Annotated in this window: 13 protein-coding genes and 1 tRNA gene; 8 read left to right on the forward strand and 6 right to left on the reverse strand. The window is 58.2% G+C overall.

Going from position 1 to position 12216, the window contains the following annotated elements; translation table 11 throughout:
* Positions 1-2: 2 nt before the first annotated feature.
* From ACZ25R_RS12485 to ACZ25R_RS12500, 4 genes are all read right to left on the reverse strand, one after another.
* Positions 3-1424 carry an aspartate aminotransferase family protein gene (locus tag ACZ25R_RS12485; RefSeq protein ID WP_464660435.1) on the reverse strand — a complete coding sequence of 474 codons (1422 nt, stop codon included), beginning with the start codon at positions 1422-1424 and terminating at the stop codon, positions 3-5.
* 23 nt (positions 1425-1447) lie between these two features.
* Entirely contained in the window at positions 1448-2131 is a 684-nt protein-coding gene (locus ACZ25R_RS12490) for an MtnX-like HAD-IB family phosphatase (RefSeq protein WP_472461136.1), read from the reverse strand.
* A gap of 123 nt (positions 2132-2254) precedes the next feature.
* Positions 2255-3631: a sensor histidine kinase gene (locus ACZ25R_RS12495; RefSeq protein WP_464660431.1), complete on the reverse strand. Its 1377-nt coding sequence runs from the start codon at positions 3629-3631 to the stop codon at positions 2255-2257.
* Positions 3628-4284, reverse strand: a complete 657-nt coding sequence (locus tag ACZ25R_RS12500; protein ID WP_472461137.1) for a response regulator transcription factor — start codon at positions 4282-4284, stop codon at positions 3628-3630. Before ACZ25R_RS12500 ends, ACZ25R_RS12495 begins: the two co-directional genes overlap by 4 nt.
* 294 nt (positions 4285-4578) lie before the next feature.
* On the opposite strand from ACZ25R_RS12500, the gene ACZ25R_RS12505 reads away from it, so the two are divergent.
* The gene (locus tag ACZ25R_RS12505) at positions 4579-4953 is read left to right on the forward strand and encodes a COG4315 family predicted lipoprotein (protein WP_464660427.1); all 375 of its coding nucleotides are present in this window, start codon (positions 4579-4581) and stop codon (positions 4951-4953) included.
* 82 nt (positions 4954-5035) lie between these two features.
* On the opposite strand, the gene ACZ25R_RS12510 is transcribed toward ACZ25R_RS12505, so the two are convergent.
* Positions 5036-6049, reverse strand: a complete 1014-nt coding sequence (locus ACZ25R_RS12510; RefSeq protein ID WP_223613348.1) for a Tim44 domain-containing protein — start codon at positions 6047-6049, stop codon at positions 5036-5038.
* Positions 6050-6270: 221 nt separating this feature from the next.
* Here ACZ25R_RS12510 and ACZ25R_RS12515 point away from each other — a divergent pair, with 221 nt between their 5' ends.
* From ACZ25R_RS12515 to ACZ25R_RS12545, 7 genes are all read left to right on the forward strand, one after another.
* Positions 6271-6846: a tetratricopeptide repeat protein gene (locus ACZ25R_RS12515; protein ID WP_464660423.1), complete on the forward strand. Its 576-nt coding sequence runs from the start codon at positions 6271-6273 to the stop codon at positions 6844-6846.
* A gap of 63 nt (positions 6847-6909) precedes the next feature.
* Complete coding sequence (locus tag ACZ25R_RS12520; protein ID WP_472461138.1) at positions 6910-7521, forward strand: RNA polymerase sigma factor; 612 nt, start codon at positions 6910-6912, stop codon at positions 7519-7521.
* Complete coding sequence (locus ACZ25R_RS12525) at positions 7518-8321, forward strand: anti-sigma factor family protein (protein WP_472461139.1); 804 nt, start codon at positions 7518-7520, stop codon at positions 8319-8321. Before ACZ25R_RS12520 ends, ACZ25R_RS12525 begins: the two co-directional genes overlap by 4 nt.
* Before the next feature lie 137 nt (positions 8322-8458).
* The gene (locus tag ACZ25R_RS12530) at positions 8459-9712 is read left to right on the forward strand and encodes a class I SAM-dependent methyltransferase (protein ID WP_472461140.1); all 1254 of its coding nucleotides are present in this window, start codon (positions 8459-8461) and stop codon (positions 9710-9712) included.
* A 132-nt stretch (positions 9713-9844) separates the two neighbouring features.
* Positions 9845-10822 (forward strand): GAF domain-containing protein, encoded by a 978-nt coding sequence (locus tag ACZ25R_RS12535; protein ID WP_464660417.1) that lies wholly within the window; start codon positions 9845-9847, stop codon positions 10820-10822.
* Between the two features lie 153 nt (positions 10823-10975).
* Complete coding sequence (locus tag ACZ25R_RS12540; protein ID WP_472461141.1) at positions 10976-11203, forward strand: hypothetical protein; 228 nt, start codon at positions 10976-10978, stop codon at positions 11201-11203.
* 225 nt (positions 11204-11428) lie between these two features.
* Positions 11429-11518 (forward strand) — tRNA-Ser (locus ACZ25R_RS12545).
* A gap of 13 nt (positions 11519-11531) precedes the next feature.
* Here the strand turns inward: ACZ25R_RS12545 and ACZ25R_RS12550 are convergent.
* A complete protein-coding gene (locus ACZ25R_RS12550) occupies positions 11532-12122 on the reverse strand; it encodes a response regulator transcription factor (RefSeq protein WP_472461142.1) in 591 nt (196 codons plus the stop codon).
* Between the last annotated feature and the right edge of the window lie 94 nt (positions 12123-12216).

Here is a 12216-nt window from a genome sequence, read left to right on the forward strand (position 1 = left end):
GATTATCTCTTGGCGGCGCGCGTGAAAAGCTGATCGAGCAGGGTGAGCGCCAGATCGATTTCCTCACGGGTAATCAGCAGGTTTGGTGCCAAGGTGATGACGTTCTTGTAGTAGCCGCCAACATCGAGCACGAGACCGTACTTCTTGTTGCCGACGACCAGATCGCCCTTCATGCCTTCATCGGCCATCCAGTCGAGCGCTGCCTTGTCGGGCGTGAAGCCGTCTTCCTTGCAGATTTCGACACGCAGTGCGAGGCCGAGGCCGTCCACGTCGCCGATGGTGGGATGACGCTTCTGCAGCTCTTTCAGACCATCGAGGAAATAGGCACCCTTTTCCATGACGGCTGCGCCGAAGTCTTCTTCTTCGAGCATTTTCATGGTTTCGAGGGCGACAGCGGTACCCATCGGGTTGCTGGCAAAGGTCGAATGGGTGGAGCCGGGCGGGAAAATGCCGGGATTGATCAATTCTTCCTTGGCCCAGACGCCGGACAGCGGGTTGAGACCGTTGGTGATTGCCTTGCCGAACACGAGTGCATCGGGGGTTACGCCGAAATGCTCGATCGACCACAGCTTGCCCGTGCGGTAGACGCCCATCTGGATTTCATCGACCACGAGCAGAATGCCATGATCATCAAGGACCTTCTTGAGTTCCTTGAAGAAGTTCATCGGCGGAATGACATAGCCGCCGGTGCCCTGGATCGGCTCGACATAGAATGCGGCGTATTCGGCCTTGCCGGTCTTCGGGTCCCACACGCCGTTATATTCGCTTTCGAACAGGCGGGCGAATTTCTGAACGCAGTAGTGACCGTACTCTTCCTTGCTCATGCCCTTGGGGCCGCGGAAGTGGTAGGGGAATTCGATGAACTGGGCGCGGTCGCCGAAATGACCATAGCGGCGGCGATAACGATAGCTCGAGGTGATCGCGGATGCACCGAGCGTGCGGCCATGGTAACCGCCCTCGAAGGCGAACATCAGGCTCTTGCCGCCGGAATAGTTGCGAACCAGCTTGAGCGAATCTTCAACGGCCTGCGAACCGCCGACGTTGAAATGAACACGGCCCTTGGCACCGAACTTGCGCTCGGCATCCCTGGCAATCATGGCGGCCAGTTCAACCTTTTCGCGATGCAGGTACTGTGAAGCAACCTGAGGAAGCGTGTCCAGCTGGCGATGCGCCGCGGCGTTCAGGCGCGGATTGCGGTAGCCGAAATTGACCGCCGAATACCACATCTGCAGGTCGAGGAACGGGGTGTCCTTGGCGTCGTAGACGTAGGAGCCTTCGCACCGGTCGAAGAACATCGGATGATCGGTATAGTGAACCGTATCGCCATGCGAGCAATATTCCTGCTCAAGGGCGCGAAGTTCGGCTTCGGAGATCTGCTTGGGGGCAGCATTGTCATTCTGCTCGATGGCAAGGTTGGTTTTCATGAAGATTCTCTTCTGTTGCATTTTTACGCCGTGGCGTAACGGGGAGCGCTCTTGTGATGGCGGTTGAAGCCGGGGAGCGCATTCTTCAGGCTCTGGGTAAGATCGGAAAAGTTCTCGTAGCCGACAAACGGAATGGCTTGTTCCGTGCAGAACTCGGCCAGCTTGTCCTTGGCGAAGACCAGTTCCGGCTTGTCGGAGACGCAGAAATCGGAGCGGCCGTCGCCGATATAGACCCGCGTATCGAAGGCCTCGACGGAACGGCATTTGCAGACACCGGCGGCCGACGAACAATCGATATCGCTGTACGGTGAACTGAGTTCATAGCGCGTGTGACCATTCACACCGGAGATCGTCAGCTTGTTGGCGATGACCGGGAGATAATCGAGCTTGTGCCGGGCAAGGATGCGCTTGATGAAATAATCGACACCGTCGCTGATGATCGTGACCGGAATGCCCTGCGCCCAGCAGAAGTCGATAAAGGCAGGGAAGGTTGGATCAATGGCGATGTCATCAAGCGCGCTGTCCAGTTCCTGATGCGTTGCTTCGATCAGGGCAATCTGGCGTGCCATGCATTCAGCGGAACCAATGAGGCCCTGCTTCCATTGCTGTTCGATATCTTCCCAGGCAGGGCTGGCCAATCGTTCAAGAATGAAATCGGTAGCGTCCTCAAGCGAAATGGTCCCATCAAAATCACAAAATACATGCATGCAGACACTCCTCGTGCGAACGTGAGGAGCTTCTAGCATCGATGGATGATCGCTAAATTATGCGAAGATGATGCCAAACTGAAATCGAGGGAGGGCGGACAGAGCAGTCGTGTGGAAGCGAAATTATGCTTTTGGTAGAAGCACTTCTACGAGAAGACCCTTTCCGGAAGCCGGGGATTTCAATGCAATCGTGCCGGACAGGCGCTTGACGATATCGGCAACGATCGTCAGGCCCAGCCCGGTTCCCTCGATCTGCGGCGTATCAACACGATAGAATCGCTGGAATACGGCCTCCCGGTGGTGTTCGGCGATACCGGGCCCGCTGTCTGAAATGGACAGGCGCCAGTAGTTGTTGGCCGCGGTGATCGCCACGCGTATCTTGCCGGAAGCGGGCGTATATTTCACCGCATTTTCGATGAGATTGCTGATCATGAGACGAAGCAGAGGCTCATCGGCCCGCACCAGCGCCTTCTCGTCCCCGTCGAGCGACATGTCCAACTGCTTTGCCGTTATCAGATTTCCCATTTCGGCAACGACGGATGCCACGCTGCTGTACAGCGGCACGGCCTGCAATTGCATGGGCTGATGACCGACGCGGGCGGCACGCAGCAATTGCTCGATCAGATAGGTGGCCCTTTCATTGCTGATGATAAGGTCGGCGATGATAGCCTGCCGCTCCTTCTCGTTGTCGGCCTGGGCCAGCATTTGCAGCAGAAGCTTCAATGCCGCCTGCGGCGTGCGCAACTGATGGGCAGCATGATCGGCAAAGCGCCGTTCCGCCTTGAGCGAATCATCGAGATCCTCGAGCAGCTGGTTGATCGAGCGGCCGAGGGGGGACAGATCCCTCGGCAGCGTATCGACCGGAATGGCCGAAAGGTCGTCCGGAGAGCGGCTGCGGATCTGCTGCACCAGCATGCGGATGGTGCTGAGGCCGCTGTTGATGCCAAACCATATCAGCAGTGCGATCAACGGGATGAGGATCAGCAGAGGGAAGATCAGATTGAGCAGGATGTTCGACACCAGCGTCTGGCGCATGGCGACCTTTTCCGCAACCTCGATCACAACATGCGTATCGGGGATCGGCAGGGAGTAAATCCGCCAAAGTTCGCTGTCAAAGGGAACGTTGGTGAAGCCGGCGCGCTGCAAGGGGATTTCAGCCGGAAATGTCGATCCGGAGAAAAGGACGATCTTGTTGTCCTTCCAGGCCCGGAACATATGCGCGTCGGCATAATCATCCGCGTCCTCGTTCAGCGCGAGCTGGTTGCCCATGCTGAAATCGATATCGGCGATCTGCTTGGGCGGGGTGTCTCCCGTTTCATCAAACTGATTGTGAAGAAGCATCCACAGGACATTGGCATCATTGATTAATTGTGCGTCGTAGACATTGTTGATTTCACGCGTGGCGCTGTTGAATGCAAAACCGCCGATGATGGCCATGGTGATGAGGATCGTCGGCGTAACGCGAAAGAACAGATTGCGGGTAAGGGTAGGCCTGCTCATGCGTCCACCATATAGCCCACGCCCCGGATGGACTTGATGAAGTCGCTGCCGAGTTTCTTGCGGAGATTATAGATCGTGACTTCGGTTGTATTGCTCTCGACCGCACTCTCTGCGCTGTACAGCGCATACTCGATATCGCTTTTTGTGACGTATTTGCCGGCGCGTTCCATCAGGAGCTTCAGCAGCTGGAACTCCTTGGCGGTCATCATCACCTGGTTTGAAGCCTTGCGCACGACCTTGGCTGCGGGATCGACTTCGACATCGGCACATTTCAGGATCGTGTCGACACGGCCCTCGCTGCGGCGGACCAGGGCGCGCAGGCGGGCGAGCAGTTCATCGAGATCAAAGGGCTTCACCAGATAGTCATCGGCGCCGCTGTCGAGGCCTTCCACTTTGTGCAGCGGGGTATCGCGGGCGGTCAAAAGCAGAATGGGAACAAGATTCTTGTCGCGCCGGGTCGCCCTGAGCACTTCAAGTCCGCTCATCCTGGGCAAGTTGACGTCAAGAACGACAACAGCGAAGCTCGAATCCTGCATGGCTGCGAGCCCGGTTTCACCGTCCTGCATCCAGTCGACGCCATAGGCATGCTTTTCCAGCGCCTTTTTCAACGAGGAGCCGAGCATCGTGTCATCTTCAATAAGCAGCAATCGCATTGTTCAGATCATTGTTTGAATGCTGGAAAGCAGCATTTGGGGCAGTAACGGGTGGCAGATAGGACGGAATCTCGGTTTTTTGCAGGCGACCATGTTCCAGCCTACACTGGATTGAAACAATCATTACGCTGTTTTCGCTTCGTTACCAATCGTCTCAATTGTTGTTCGCGGGTTCTTCTCTTGTGCCTCAATTCGGATCAGAATGGGTCGCACCGTCATGAACGGCGAAGTACATTCGCGTAAAATGGGTATTGCTGGCGTGTCGCCGGTCAAACCAATGAGGGAGTGAAATCGATGAAAACACTGCTGATAGCAATGAGTCTTCTGGCTGCCACGACCCTGACAGCATTTGCCGCTGAACCGGCAAAGATGGTTGAAACAAAAGCCGGAAAGGTGCTCGCCACCGATAAAGGCATGACGCTCTATACGTTCGACAAGGATGCCAAGGGCAAATCCAATTGCGATGCGGACTGCCTGAAAAAATGGCCGGCTTTCCACGCCGATGCCAAAGCGAAAGCCGCAGGCAAGTGGTCGCTCGTCAAAGCCGCCGATGGCAAGGATATGTGGGCTTACGATGGAAAGCCGCTCTACACCTTTGCCAAGGATACAAAGGAAGGCGAGACCGGCGGTGACGGCGTCGGCAGCGTCTGGCACGTCGTAAAGCAGTAAAAGCGGCAACAGTTCCCGGAATCAAAAACGGCGCAGAAGCCTCGCTTCTGCGCCGTTGTTCAGATCAATAGGGGTGACCGGATCAAGCCGCCTGAATGGCTGACAGCTTCCATTCCGAGCCGTCCTTGCGCACAAAGGTCCACACCTCCGTGGTTTCGGTCGGCCTGGTGTTGTCGCCGTCGACGAGGCGGCCCGTCGTCCGGTCGAGCATCGCATCGATGCTGGAATAGTGCATTGCCAGGGTGGCGTAATCGGCATTGTTCTCATGCCACGATTCAGCGATATCGCCCTGGAGCAGCTTGACGTCGGAAACGCTGTTGCGCACGCCCTTGGTTGCATTCTCCCCGAGCTCTTCCGCCAGATAGGACATGGCTTCCGGCGTGGTGAGGGACCGCAGTTCGGCGTAATTTTCCGTCCCGTAGGCGGTCTGCACCCTGGTCAGAAGCTGCTCGAACTGATTGAGGTCCGACTGCGTCAGGCCGAGTTCATCCGTCGACGCCGAGGCTTGTGCCGGCCTCGCGTTCTGGGAAGGCTGGGAAGAACCGGAACCCATCGCCGCTCCAACGGTCGGAATACGGAATGACGGGGATGCGGACGGGTCAGCCTGCCGGCCGAAACCCTGGCCGGATACCGGACCCGAAGCGGCAAGAGGCGACTGCCGGCGCTGGGCGAAAAACCGCATGGCCAGCATGATCGCGCCAATCACCAGGCCGATCTGCAGCAGCATGCCGAGGAAACCGAAGCCGCCGCCGAAACCGTGACCGAGCAGCGTACCGATCAAACCGCCAACCAGCAGGCCGCCCAGCATGGAACCGCCAAAACCGCTGAAGAAACCGGGGCGCGGGGCGGCTGCCTGCGGCTGCATGGCCGAGGGCTGGTTCGTTTGCGGGCGCGGGGTCATTGTCCGTTCAATCGGCGCGGCAGGCGACGGTGCTGTCCGGGTGGCTGCGGGCGCATCGAACGTGCGCGTGCCGCGGCTGCCAAATCCGCCGCTCGCCCGCCTTGCGTCGGCGATATCAAATGCACTCAGCGTGACAGCCAAGGCCAGAACGAGCAACACAACGATGCGAATGATGCGGGAAGCAGTACCAGACATAGATTTCTCCTGTTACGCACCAGCCAATTTTCAGCGCGCCACCCGCATATAGAAAGCAGCCCTGGCAATTTTAAGTGCCGACCAGGATAAAACGGACAATTCTGGGTGGATTTTTTGCTTTCCGACCGTTGGATTTTAAAGAATATTTCCCGGCGTGCCGAATAAAGCGGATATCCCGCGTGTTCTCCCATCGCAGTCCCTTTGCTTCAGGAGAAAACGTGATGTTCAACATAGGAAAATTCCCGTCCGTTGGCCGGATTTATCCGGTCGTCCTGCTCGGCGCATGCCTAGCAGGTGCAGTCATTTCCGGTCCTGTGTATGCGGCTGGAGGAGGCGGTGGCGGCGGCGGTGGCGACTCGAATGCGACGCCGACCTGCCCGAAGGGCGAAGTCTGGAGTTCGAAAGCGCAAAAATGCGTCAAGCAGCAGGGCAGCCTGCTTCCGGATTCCGATCTGACAAATTATGCCTTCGCGCTGGCAGAGGCCGGCCGTTATGAAGAAGCGCTTGGCGTCCTCGATACGCTGAAGAATCCCAATACCGCCGTCGCCCTGAATTACCGTGGTTACGCCACCCGCAAGCTGGGCCGCACGGACGAAGGGATCGGCTATTACATGAAATCCGTTGAGCTCGATCCCCAATACGCCAAAGTGCGCGAATATCTCGGCGAAGCCTATGTCATCAAAGGTCATCTTGATCTTGCCAAGGATCAGCTGGCCAAGATCAGAGGTATTTGCGGAACCGGTTGCGAGGAATATCGCGATCTGGCGGAAGCCATCGAGAATCCGTCCAAGCTGTAAGGAAGTGGGCGCCGCGAACCAGAGAACCGGCGAGCAATCATGACAATTCAAAGCGGATTCATCATGCCTGTCGCATATCCAACGGTTCCTGCTTATAGTCGGTCAAAGCGTAGCAAGGAGTCATCGGACCGTGTTGCCCGGTCCGATGCGGAGGCGACCATCGCAAACGAGCAGGAAATCCGGACGGGACTTTCCCAACACCTGACGCGGCTTTGGCGCTATGCGGTGGTGCTGTCTCACCAGCGCGATGTGGCCGACGATCTGGTGCAGGCAACCTGTGTGCGCGCGTTGGAGCGGGCAAACCAGTTTGCGCATGGCACGCGGCTTGATCGCTGGCTGTTTTCCATTCTTCATTCCATCTGGCTCAACGAAGTCCGGTCGCGCCGCGTGCGGATGGGGCAGGGCTTTGTCGATGCCGATGAAACCCTGGTTTTCGACGGGGCGAGGGACACCGAGACGCATATCTTTGCCAATCAGGTTCTGCGCCAGGTCCAGGCCCTGCCGGAGGCGCAAAGGACGGTGGTCTTCCTCGCCTATGTCGAGGAGCTTTCCTATCGTGAGGTGGCCGAACTCCTGGATATTCCCATCGGCACGGTCATGAGCCGGCTGGCAGCTGCGCGCGCGAAGCTTGCAGCATCGGCCGGTCAGGGCAGGCAGGAGGGGAGCGCGCAATGACCGATCCCAACCAAAACACGATGAAAAACGATGAAATGCTGGTGGCCTATCTCGATGGCGAACTTGATCCGGATACACGCCGGCAGGTCGAAGGTCTGATCGAGAGCGACGAGGCCGTTGCCGACCGTCTGCATTTTCTCGCCTCGAGCAACTTGCCCTTCAAGAATGCCTTTGATCCGCTGCTTGACAAGGCACCGGCAGAAAAACTCCAATCCATGCTGGCTGGCATTTCGCCGCCCGAGCCGGTCAGGCCACAGGTCAACGGCTGGAATCGGCGGAGCTTCCTGGCAGCGGCAATCGGCTTCATTGCCGTCGGTGTGGCGGTCGACCGGACCTTCCTCGGCCTGCGGTCCAGTCTGCGCGGCGATCAGGACGGCAGTGACTGGCGTACGGTCGTCGCGCAATACATGTCGCTCTATACCCGGGAGACATTGGGCAATGGACCCGTGGACGTTGCGGTACAGTCGGCGCAATTGCGGGATGTCGGGTCGCAACTTGGCCTTTCGCTGACGCCTGATCGCGTGCAGCTGCCGGGCGCCACATTGAAGCGGGCTCAGATTCTGGCCTATGAGGGCAGGGCCCTGGGGCAGATTACCTATCTGGACGCGGCACAGGCGCCGATGGCACTGTGCATTGTCCAGTCCTCCAAGGGAGCAAGGGCCGTGGATACCGAACGGCGCCACGGGATGAATGTCGTGTACTGGTCGAGCGATACCCACGCGTTCATGCTGATCGGGCACGAATCACTGGATGCCATCAAGACAATGAGCGACAGGCTGCATCAAAGCCTGGCCGTATAGTGCCGCTCCCCCTGTGACAGCGCGCTCCGGCGGCAGCACTGAAACCGTTTCCATTTCATTTTGGCTTCAGGTTCGCGTAATCCTGTGATCATCGGCACATGCTACGAGCCGAAAACCTTTGTCTCAGGAGTGTCTGAATGCCTCTTTCGCCCGTGGACCGGATTCTTCGCTTCGCTTTCTCCCGCATCGTCACCCGGGGTTCATTGACAATCCTGACGGCAAGCGGCGCCCGCCTGATCTTCGGCAACGGCAGCGGCGATCCGGTGATTGTGCGTTTTACCGACAGGCGCGCCCAATGGGCCTTTCTCATGGACGCCGATATGCAGCTGGGCGAGCTGTTCATGGACGAACGCTTTATCGTCGAGCAGGGGACGATCTACGATTTTCTCTGCCTGGTGCTGCGCGAGGCGCAAAATGAAACGCATCCGCTGCCGACACGCGTGATCGATGCTTTACGCGCACGCTTCCGGGGTTTCCGTCATCGCAACCTGCCGGCACGGTCAAAGCGCAATGTTGCCCATCACTATGATTTGGACGGCCGGTTGTATGGCCTGTTTCTGGATGCCGACCGCCAGTATTCCTGTGCCTATTTCGAACATCCGGAGCAAAGCCTGGAAGATGCGCAGCTGGCCAAGAAACGGCATCTGGCCGCCAAGCTTCTGCTGCGGCCAGACAGCCGGGTTCTTGATATCGGCTGCGGCTGGGGCGGATTGGCGCTGCATCTGGCCGCTGAAGCGCCCTCGGGCAACGTTCTGGGCGTCACGCTTTCGGAGGAACAGCTCGAATTCGCCAGAAATCGGCCGGGAACAAAGAGCCAGCCCGATCGGGTCAATTTCGCTCTGCAGGATTACCGCAGCCTGAACGGAACATTTGACCGGATTGTTTCAGTGGGCATGTTCGAACATGTCGGCGTCGCATCCTACGGCCAGTTTTTCCGCAAATGCGCAGAGCTTCTGGACGAAAACGGTGTCATGGTGCTGCATACGATCGGTTGTTCGGCCGTGCCTGGATTCACAACGCCGTGGCTCGACAAGTATATTTTCCCCGGCGGCTATATACCGTCCATGTCCGAGATATTGCCCGAAATCGAAAAAGCCGGATTGATGGTCACGGATATTGAAATTCTGCGGCTGCACTATGCGTCGACATTAGCCGCCTGGCGCGAACGGTTCATGGCCCATTGGCAGGATGCGGCGCAGCTCTATGACGAGCGTTTCTGCCGGATGTGGGAGTTCTATCTCGCGGCGGCGGAGTCGGCGTTCCGCTATGAGGACCTGGTGATTTTCCAGTTCCAGCTTGCGAAGAAAAACGACGTCGTTCCCCTGACACGCAATTACATTCGCGAGCACGAGCAAAGCAAAGCCAAAATCCTGCAGGCGGCGAACGCCTGACGGGGCAGGCATCGTGTCGTTTGCCCGCATTGTTGCTGGAAAGGTCGTTCTGTAATAGGTGACCGCGTGGGCTTGACCGTGGTCGTCACTCAACAATAGTCTGGACCACACTACTCGGCCTCGGAGGGGACCATGGTAACGCTCCAGAGCGGTTTGCACGCTGAATATATTGAATCAGCGCTTTCGTCGGGCAGCGCTGCTGCACAATCGGCACTTATCGCGTCATGGCGGCGGTCCATGCGGCTGTATGGCCTCAATCCTGTCGAAGGAAAGGGGCCGAACGTGTTGACCGAACATGAGCTCAACCAGGCGCGGGAACGGCTCGGCTCTCTCATCATGACCGCCCAGACCAGTCTCGACCGGCTTTATGCCGCCGTCGGCGGTGCAGGCTGCTGCATTCTGCTGGCCGACAAGAACAGCATCCCTGTTGACCGGCGCGGCTGCGTGGCGGACGACGAAGCCTTTTACCGGATGGGTCTGTGGACCGGCGCGGTGTGGAGCGAGGAATCCGAGGGAACCAACGGCATCGGTACGGCCATTGCCGAGCAGCGGGCTTTGACCATCCATCGCGACCAGCATTTCCGCAGTCGAAACACGGCTTTATCCTGCACGGTTGCCCCCATCTTCGATCATCGCGGCCGTCTGGCCGCCGTTATCGATGTATCCTCCGCGCGCCACGACCTGACGGACGATTTCGTCAAGCTGATAGCGATAGCCGTGACTGATGCGGCCAGGCGCGTGGAGGCGGAAAATTTCCGGCTTGCTTTCCCCAAGGCCCGCATTGTCCTGGCGCCGCCCGGTGACAACTGGATGAGCGAACGGGCTTTGAACGCGCTGATCGCCGTCGACGAGGATGACCTGGTGATCGGTGCATCGCGCTCGGCGCGCCAGCTGCTTGGTCTGACCGACGACTCGCTCGCCGCTCCGTTGCCGGCGGCTGATCTGTTGGGGCAGCACCAGTCGGCGGCGCGCGATTTTGCCATGGCCGAACGCGGTGCGATTCAAAGGGCGCTGGCCCGCAGCGGCGGCAACGTGTCCGCTGCCGCGGCCGATATGGGTATCAGCCGGGCGACCCTGCACCGCAAGCTGAAGCGCCTCGGCCTTTCCTGAACGGCAGTTGATTTTTTTGCCTTGATTTGTCGCAAAACTGCGACAGATCGAGTTTGCACATAAGCGGACGGGGCTGACACACTGTAAATATTGAGTAACTCTTCCCGTAACGCCGCAAGAGCCGGTTCGAAACAGGTGGAGAGAAACAACCAGGTGGATTTGAAACGCTGCCTGACCCGATTCCAGGAATGCCTTGGCATAGGCCTGGAACAAAACCCGATCATCGCAACGGGAACACATATTATTCCGTGTCATGCCGTTTCCGGTGAGAATCTGCAACGCGATGCGGGCTTTCAGGTTTTCCGATCTTTTTCGTTGATGGGTCTGGCGGTGCACGGCAATCCGGCAAACAGCAGAATTTCCCCAAAAGCGAGCTCCTGACCAGGGCTTGCTTCGTCGGTGGCGCTGACCTTCATCCAGCGCCGCCGACGGCCTTTCGCTGCAGCGGGCAAAATCACGTGCCTCGATATGCGTTGCAATGAAAGTGCAACACTGCCCGGGAGCCGGTTGACGCGGCAATGCGAATGGCTATAAAGGCCTCCGACCAGCTTGAGTACAGGCAGCGGGATAACCGGCCCGCAGCGATGGAATACCGAGTGCGGTTAAGGAGGGGTGGCCGAGCGGTTTAAGGCACCGGTCTTGAAAACCGGCGTAGGTGAGAGCCTACCGTGGGTTCGAATCCCACCCCCTCCGCCATATCCCGTTGTCATCATCCACCCATTGTCATGCGAACGAATTCGACAACGGACGTCGTGCCGAGTTTTGTCGAGATATTCACGCGGTGGGCGTCGACAGTCCGGGGCGATATGCCGAGGGCATTGGCAATGCCCTTCGTGTCGAAGCCGCGGCAGATCATGTTGAGGATCTCGCTTTCGCGCGGCGTCAGTGTCGCAAGCAAGGCCTCGTCCTGTTGCCGCTCGAGCGCGGTGTCGAGCAATCGTTCCATCGCATGGATGGTTGCAAACAGGGTATCGGCATCAACGGGCTTGGAGAGAAAGTCCATGACACCGACCTGAAAGGCCGCGCGGCAGGCCGCAACATCACCGTGTCCGGTCAAAATGACCAATGGCCAGCGGATTCCCCGCGCGACGAGCTGTTGATGCAGCTCAAGGCCATTCACCTGCGGCATTTTCAGATCCACCAGCAGGAATCCCGGCTTGTTCCGATCGACTTTTTCCAGGAAAGAATTGGCGTCAACGAAGGTTCGGACGGCCATGTCGCTGGCCCGAAAGAGCAGCGACAGACCTTCTCTTACCGTATCGTCATCATCGATCAGATAGATGGGGTACCGCGATGTCATACGATCAATCCTGCCTCTCGGATTTGAATTCTGAATATCGCTCGCCATTGTTGCGCGGGTAAACAGGATTGCGTGGCCAGTCTGGAAGACGCGC

Source organism: Phyllobacterium sp. RCAM01083, from assembly GCF_055685835.1.